This window comes from Mesorhizobium sp. M0514 (genome assembly GCF_040321145.1).
Taxonomy (GTDB): Bacteria; Pseudomonadota; Alphaproteobacteria; order Rhizobiales; family Rhizobiaceae; genus Mesorhizobium.
This window is the reverse complement of the sequence record NZ_JAMYQZ010000160.1, coordinates 1-6,703: the sequence shown is the minus strand read 5'-3', so window position 1 is coordinate 6,703 and position 6,703 is coordinate 1. Positions and strand designations below refer to the sequence as shown.

6 protein-coding genes are annotated in these 6,703 nt (G+C 64.0%); 2 read left to right on the top strand and 4 right to left on the bottom strand.

What is annotated here, in order from left to right:
• The coding region (locus NKI61_RS31970; protein WP_352842317.1) for a helix-turn-helix transcriptional regulator at positions 1-308 on the top strand (308 nt) is incomplete at its 5' end.
• A 107-nt stretch (positions 309-415) separates the two neighbouring features.
• A complete protein-coding gene (locus tag NKI61_RS31965) occupies positions 416-2,062 on the top strand; it encodes an acetolactate synthase large subunit (RefSeq protein WP_023752111.1) in 1,647 nt (548 codons plus the stop codon).
• Between the two features lie 29 nt (positions 2,063-2,091).
• Here NKI61_RS31965 and NKI61_RS31960 read toward each other — a convergent pair whose 3' ends face one another.
• From NKI61_RS31960 to NKI61_RS31945, 4 genes are all read right to left on the bottom strand, one after another.
• Positions 2,092-3,462, bottom strand: a complete 1,371-nt coding sequence (locus NKI61_RS31960) for an alpha-glucosidase/alpha-galactosidase (protein WP_031244103.1) — start codon at positions 3,460-3,462, stop codon at positions 2,092-2,094.
• Between the two features lie 21 nt (positions 3,463-3,483).
• Positions 3,484-5,151: an ABC transporter ATP-binding protein gene (locus NKI61_RS31955; RefSeq protein ID WP_031244104.1), complete on the bottom strand. Its 1,668-nt coding sequence runs from the start codon at positions 5,149-5,151 to the stop codon at positions 3,484-3,486.
• Positions 5,152-5,161: 10 nt separating this feature from the next.
• Positions 5,162-6,298 (bottom strand): ABC transporter permease, encoded by a 1,137-nt coding sequence (locus tag NKI61_RS31950; protein WP_031204340.1) that lies wholly within the window; start codon positions 6,296-6,298, stop codon positions 5,162-5,164.
• A partial coding sequence (locus tag NKI61_RS31945) for an ABC transporter permease subunit (protein ID WP_352842316.1) occupies positions 6,299-6,703 on the bottom strand: 405 nt, incomplete at its 5' end.

The window sequence follows — 6,703 nt, the reverse complement described above, 5'->3', positions numbered from 1 at the left end:
TCGCCAGAGCGCTCGCGCCCCTGCATGAAGCCTATGGCCACGACTGGACGATCGAGACCCTGGCACGCGCGGTCGGGCTCTCCAGGGCAACCTTTGCCGCCCGCTTTCGCGATCTCGTCGGCGAAGCGCCCATGGCCTATCTCTTCGGCTGCCGCATGCGGCAGGCCAGCCGGCTGCTGCACGAGGGCAAGAGCCTGGGCCAAGTCGCCGAGGCGGTCGGCTACAGCTCGGAAGCCGCCTTCTCCACCGCCTTCAGCCGCCACGCCGGCGTCTCGCCCGGCCAATTCAGGAAACGGAAGGATCTGTAAGGCAGAGCGATATTGGCGGCGGCCGCGCCTCGCGGTAGGACTTTGCCAGCACTATGTCTGATCATATCCCGACGCGGTTCGCCGCCGCTTTGCCGAGGAGATGCTTCGTGCCCAAAGGTTCTGACCTGCTTGTTGCCGCCCTCGAGAATGAGGGCGTCGATCGCATCTTCGGCATTCCCGGCGAAGAAAACCTGGACGTCGTCGAATCTATCCGCAAATCGTCGATCCAGCTGATTTTGACCCGCCATGAGCAGGCAGCCGCCTTTATGGCCGCCACCCATGGCAGGCTCACCGGCAAGCCAGGTGTGTGCATCACCACGCTGGGACCCGGCGCCCTGAACCTGACGACGGGTGCCGCCTATGCGCTGCTCGGCGCCATGCCGATGATCATGATCACCGGGCAGAAGGGCATCCGCTCGTCGCGCCAGGCCCGCTTCCAGATCGTCGACATCGTCGCCGCGATGAAGCCGTTGACCAAGCTGTCACGTCAGATCATCTCGGCGAAGACCATTCCCGCCGTGGTGCGCGAAGCGTTTCGGATTGCCGAAGAGGAGCGTCCGGGACCGGTGCATCTGGAACTGCCCGAAGACATCGCGGCCGAGGAGTGCGACGATGTCGCGCTGATCCCGCCGCATCCGGTCGAGCTTCCGCTGGCCAGCCCGCTTGCGCTCGACCGCGCCGCCGAGATGATCATCAAGGCGCAGCGTCCGCTGGCGATGCTGGGCGCCGCCGCATCGCGGCCGCGCTCGACCTCCGACCTCGCCCAGTTCGTGATCAGGACCGGCATCCCCTATTTCACCACGCAGATGGGCAAGGGCACGGTGCCCGGCGGCACCGAACTCTACATGGGCACCGCCGCGCTCTCCGAGCGCGACTATGTGCATGAGGCCATCGAACAGGCCGACCTCATCATCACTATCGGCCACGACACGATCGAGAAGCCGCCCTTCATTATGGGCGACAAGGGACCGAAGGTGATCCATGTCGGTTACCAGCCGGCCAATGTCGAGCAGGTCTATTTCCCGCAGACCGAAGTGGTCGGCGACATCGGCGCTTCGCTCAGGCTGCTTGCCGACCGCCTCGAGGGCAAGATCCCCAACGCGCAGGCGCTACTGCCGCTGCGCGAAGGGATTTTGAGCCGCATTGCCGCCCGCGCCACCGAAGACCGTTTCACGCCGCAGCGTCTGGTGCATGACGTGCGCGCGGTGATGCCGGCCGATGGCATCCTGGCGCTCGACAACGGCATGTACAAGATCTGGTTCGCGCGCAACTACCGCACGCGCGTCGCCAACACGCTGCTGCTCGACAACGCCCTGGCCACGATGGGCGCCGGCCTGCCCTCGGCGATGACGGCCGCGATGCTCTATCCCGGCCGCCGCGTCATGGCGATCTGCGGCGATGGCGGCTTCATGATGAACAGCCAGGAACTGGAAACCGCCGTCAGGCTGAAGCTCAATTTGGTCGTGCTGATCATCGAGGACAATGCTTTCGGCATGATCCGCTGGAAGCAGGCGGTCGACCAGTTCCCCGATTTCGGCATGACCTTCGGCAATCCCGATTTCGTCCGCTATGCCGAGGCCTATGGCGCCAAGGGAACCAGGGTCGGCGCCGTCTCAGAAATACAATCGACGCTTGAACAGGCCTTTGCCGGCGGTGGCGTCCATCTCGTCGTCGTTCCGATCGACTATTCGGAGAACGAGCGCGTGCTGGTCGAGGAACTGCGCCACCGGTTGCCGGCGCCACCGGAGGCCTGACGGTGGAGTAGATACCGCAGCAGCAGCGCTCAGGCGGCCCGGACCTTGGCGCTCCCACGCGCCCAGGTCGGCAGCCAGTCGCCATGTGTCGCCAGCAACTCATCGACCAGCGCCCAGATCTGGTCGAGATCGAGTTCGGCCGCCGTATGCGGGTCCATCATCGCCGCGTGGTAGATGTGCTCGCGGTTTTCGGTCATCAACGCCTGCACCGTCAGTTCCTGCACATTGATGTTGGTGCGTATCAACGCGGTGAGTTGCGGCGGCAGCTCGCCAATATAGGTCGGCTGGATGCCGGAGGCGTCCACCAGACACGGCACCTCGGCGGCGCAATTGTCCGGCAGCGAGGTGATGCAGCCATTGTTGCGGACATTGCCGTAGATCACCGAAGGCTCCCCGGTCCACACCGAGTTCATGATCGAGGACGCGTATTCCTTCGATTGCTCGACCTCGATGCGGTCGGCCGAGCGATAGGCCTCGGCCTGGCCCTTCCAGCGCTCGATCTGTTCGATGCAGCGCTTGGGATATTCGTCGAGCGGAATGCCGAACTTGTCGATCAGGTCGGGGCGGCCTTCCTTGATGAAATAGGGCGTGTATTCGGCGAAATGCTCGGAGCTTTCGGTGACGAAATAGCCGAGCCGCGTCAGCATCTCGTAGCGCACCTTGTTGGGGCAGCGCGGGTTCCAGCCCGGCTTAGGCGCCCTGCCTTCGCGATAGGCGCGGACCAGGTCCGGATAGAGGTTGCGGTAAGAGCCATCCGGCAGCCGGTGCTCGAACTTCAGGTAGAAGGCCATGTGGTTGATGCCGGCCGAGCGGTAGCGTATCTCGTCGTAGGGAATGTCGAGATCGTGCGCCAGTTCCATCGCCGTGCCCTGCACCGAGTGGCAGAGGCCTACCTGTTTGATCTCAGGGTATTTCTCTGAGATCGCCCAGGTGTTGATCGCCATCGGGTTGACATATTGCAGCATGATCGCGTCGGGGCAGACGGCCAGCATGTCCTCGCAGATCTTCCACAGATGCGGCACGGTCCGGAGGCCGCGCATGATGCCGCCGACGCCGAGCGTGTCGGCAATGGTCTGGCGCAGGCCGTATTTCTTCGGCACCTCGAAATCGGTGACGGTGCAGGGCTCAAAGCCGCCGATCTGGAAGGCGACGACGACGAAGTCGGCGCCGGCGAGCGCCCTGCGCTGGTCGGAATAGGTCTCAGCCTTCGCCTTCACGCCCAGAGTCGCGATCAGCTTGTTGACAACGATGGCGCTCTCTTCCAGCCGCTGCGGATTGATGTCCATCAGCGCGATCGTCGCGCCTGATAGCGATGGCCGCTGCATCACGTCGCCGACAATGTTCTTCATGAACACGGTCGAACCCGCGCCAATGAAGGTGATCCTGGGATGTCTTGCCACTATTAAGCCTCCGGCACTTTGCTACGCCACGTCGAAGGCGGCCCTGACGAGCCGTTCGGTGTAGGCGGTCTTGGGATGGGTGAGGACCTCGTCGACGGGCCCCTGTTCGACGATCTTGCCGTTCTGCATGACGATGACGCGATGGCAGAGCGCGCGCACCACCTTGAGGTCGTGCGAAATGAAGAGATAGCTAAGGCCGCGTTCGTCCTGCAGCTTGCGCAACAGGTCGATGATCTGCGCCTGCACCGAAAGGTCGAGCGCCGATGTCGGTTCATCGAGCAGGATGAATTCGGGCTCCAGCGCGATGGCTCGGGCAATGGCGATGCGCTGCCGCTGGCCGCCGGAAAATTCGTGCGGGAACCGCGACAGGATATCGCCGGGCATGCCGGCGCTGACCAGGGCGTCGCGAACCCGACCGACCCGCTCGCGCCGTGTCGCGCCGATCCTGTTGACTACCAGCCCTTCCTCGATGATCTGGCCGATCGTCATACGCGGGTTAAGCGACGAGAACGGATCCTGAAAAACGACCTGCATGCGCGAGCGCAGCGGCCGCATCCCGGCGCGAGACAGGCCGTGGATCGGCTGGCCGTCGAAGCTGACCTCGCCGCGCTTGGCCTCGGTGAGCTTGAGCAAGGCGAGACCGAAGGTGGTCTTGCCGGAGCCGGATTCGCCGACCAGCCCCAGTGTCTCGTGGCGGCAAAGCTTCAGGCCGAGATCGTCGACGGCGACGAGCTCGCGCCAGTCCGGCTTCAGGAAGCTGCCATGGCGCAGCATGAAGCAGACGCGCATATTGCGGGCCTCGAGGATGGTGCCGCTGTTTTCCGGCAGCGGCTGCGGCTTGCCGTGCGGCTCTGAAGCGAGCAGCCGCTTGGTATAGGCATGCTGCGGGTCGGCGAACAGCCGCTCGGTAACGTTGTGCTCGCACATCTCGCCATGCTGCATGACATAGACATAGTCCGAGAATTTCCGCACCACGGTGAGGTCGTGGGTGATCAGGATGACCGCCATCCTGAGTTCCTTTTGCAGATTGCGGATCAAATTGAGGATCTGCGCCTGCACCGTGACGTCGAGCGCCGTCGTCGGCTCGTCGGCAATCAGCACATCGGGGTCGTTGGCGAGCGCCATGGCGATCATAACGCGCTGGCGCTGCCCGCCCGACATCTGGTGCGGATACTGTTTGATGCGCGCTTCCGGCTCGGGGATCTGGACATGCCGCAAAAGCTCGAGCGCCCGCGCCCAGGCTTGCTTGCGGCTGACCTTTCGATGCACCCTGATCGCCTCGACGATCTGGCTGCCGACCGTATAGATCGGGTTGAGCGAGCTCATCGGCTCCTGGAAGATCATCGAAATGCGGTTGCCGCGCAGCTTGCGCCGGGCGCTCTCGGGGAACTTCAGTATGTCCTGCCCGCAATAGTCGATTGTGGATTTCGGCGACACGGTGGCCCGCTTCGACAAGAGCCCCATGACAGCGCGGGCCGTTACCGATTTGCCGGAACCGGACTCGCCGACGATGGCGATCGTCTCGCCGCGATAAAGCTGGAACGAGACATCCTTCACCGCGTCGACGACGCCGTGCTCGACCTTGAAGGCGACCTCGATGTTGCGGGCATCGATGATGGGTTGGTCGTGGCGGCCGGCATGGTCGAGCCGGACGGCTGGTGCGAAGGTGGCTGCGAGCGCTACGGTCATCCCGGCCACCTCAATAAGGATCGACGGCATCGCGCAGGCCGTCGCCCAGCGCGTTGAAGGCAAAGACGGTGATCAGCACAAAGCCTACCGGCGACAGAATCCACGGATAGGTGCCGATGACCGAATAGGTAGCCGTGTCCTGCAGCATCAGCCCCCACGAGATCAGCGGCGGTTTCACCGCGAAGCCGAGGAAACCGAGAAAGGCTTCGAGCAGCACCACCGTCGGGATGGCGATGGTCACGGCGACGATGACGTGGCTCATCACATTGGGAAAAATGTGCTGCATGATGATACGCATGTCGGTGGCGCCGACCGCCATGGCGGCGCGCACATAGTCGATCCGCGCCAGCGCCAGAGTCTTGCCGCGCACCTCGCGCGACATCTGCGCCCAGCCCAGCGCCGACATGACGATGATGACGAAGGCGAGGAAGACGTTGGTCGGCGCGGTCACCGGGATCAGCGTCGTCAGCGCAAGATAAAGCGGCAATTGCGGGAAAGCGAGCACCAACTCGACGAAGCGCTGCATCCAGACGTCGAAGCGGCCGCCGAAATAGCCCGAGACCATGCCGACCGTGGTGCCGATGACGGTGATGATGAACACCACCGTCAGCGCAATCATCAGCGAGACGCGCGAGCCCTGGACGGCGCGCGACAGCACATCGCGGCCGAATTTGTCGGTGCCGAGAAAATGCACCGGCTGGCCGTCGGCCGAAGCGAAGAAATGCCGGTTGGCGGGGATCAGGCCAAGCAGCCGGTAGTCGGCGCCCTTGACGAAGAAGCCGAGCAGGCGCGGATGCTCGTAATCCGGCCCGACGACCGGCTGGAAGGTGACCGGGTCGAGGTCAGCAGAATCCGCCAGCGCATAGACCCGCGGCTGGAGCACGAAATTCCCGTCTCTGTCGTGAAAACTCATCACTTGCGGCGGGGCGAAAGCGACATCGGTCACCTTGGGGTCCATCGGCGCGAAGAAATCGGCGAACAGCGCCATCAGCACCAGAAGAACCACCAGGATCAGCCCGGCCATGCCGGTCCAGGAGCGCCTCAGCCGGCGCCAGACCAGCGCCATATAGCTCTCATTGCCGCGTGGGGTCGCAATCGCGGTTGCTTCAGCCGGGGGCGGCGGCGGGGATGGGTCACGCGCCAGCATCTAGCTCTCCCTGAACTGGCGTACGCGCGGATCGAGCAGCGCGAGCAGCATGTCGGCGATGATGTTGCCGACGATCAGCGTTGCCGACAGCACCATCATGAAGGTCGCCGTGACATAAACGTCGCCGACCGCCATCGAGCCGACGATGGCGGGCCCGACCGTGGGCAGCGCAAAGATGATCGCCGTCTCGATCTCGCCGGTCAGCATGTAGGGCAGCACCACGCCCTGATACATGATGAGCGGGTGCAGCGCGTTGGGCACGGCATGGCGCATGACGACGGCGCTGCCGGTCAGGCCCTTGGCCTTGGCCGTCTCGACATATTGCGCGTTCAGCGTATCGAGCAGATTGCCGCGCATGACGCGCATATTGTAGGCGAGCCCGCCGAAGGTGGCGATCGCCACCAC